The sequence below is a fragment of the Flavobacterium branchiophilum NBRC 15030 = ATCC 35035 genome (assembly GCF_002217205.1).
GTDB lineage: Bacteria > Bacteroidota > Bacteroidia > Flavobacteriales > Flavobacteriaceae > Flavobacterium > Flavobacterium branchiophilum.
Map to the genome: position 1 here is coordinate 1 of NZ_MUGT01000075.1, position 799 is coordinate 799.

The window sequence follows — 799 nt, forward strand, 5'->3', positions numbered from 1 at the left end:
TTCATACTTCATACTTCATACTTCAAACTTCAAACCTTCATCAAGTTTTGAATTTTAATTTTTTAGATGTACCTTGCCAAAAAATTATTCACTATTTAAAAATCCATGATGAAATTCAAAGTGCTTTTCCTTTTTTTATTGCTAACACATTTATTATCAGCCCAAATGAAATCTGTTATAGGGCAAACACAATATCCGTTTTGGATCCATTTGCCAGCTGCAGAAGTTGTAAACAACAAGCCACCGTTGTTGGTTTTTTTGCATGGGCGTAGCCTTTCTGGAACAAATTTGAATCGGGTAAAAAGATATGGAGTGCTAAATGCTATCGAAAAAGGGCTTCAAATTCCTGCCATCGTTATTGCACCACAAGTAGCTTCTGGCTCGTGGAATCCCGACAAGGTTTTGGAATTGATCAATTACATCAAAAAAAATTACGACATCAACGAAAACAAAGTATATGTTTGTGGCATGAGCCTTGGGGGTTATGGCACGTTGCATTTTGCGGGCAAATATCCAGATAAAATCACGGCAGGAGTAGCCATTTGTGGTGGGGGCAATGTGCCAGATGGATGTAGATTGTCCAAAGTACCCCTTTGGATAGAACACGGCACCAATGATAGGGCGGTGCCACTTTCTGAATCGCAAAAAGTAGTCAATGCTATCAAAAAATGCAATCCAGAGGCCGAATTAAAATTTATAGTCGTTCCAGGTGGCACACACGGCAGCGTCGAACGTATTTTTCATCGATCGGAGATGTATGATTGGCTATTGAGCCACGAAAAAAAATAATACCAAATAT

The 799-nt window shown here is 38.8% G+C and carries 1 protein-coding gene; it reads left to right on the forward strand.

The annotated features are described in order from the left end of the window. The first annotated feature begins 105 nt into the window (after nt 1-105). The gene (locus B0A58_RS09495; protein ID WP_307725766.1) at nt 106-789 is read left to right on the forward strand and encodes a carboxylesterase family protein; all 684 of its coding nucleotides are present in this window, start codon (nt 106-108) and stop codon (nt 787-789) included. Nucleotides 790-799: the final 10 nt, after the last annotated feature.

Bases quoted from the DNA above. Each gene is read 5' to 3' on its own strand.
- B0A58_RS09495 (WP_307725766.1), top strand. From the start codon at position 106: ATGATGAAATTCAAAGTGCTTTTCCTTTTTTTATTGCTAACACATTTA.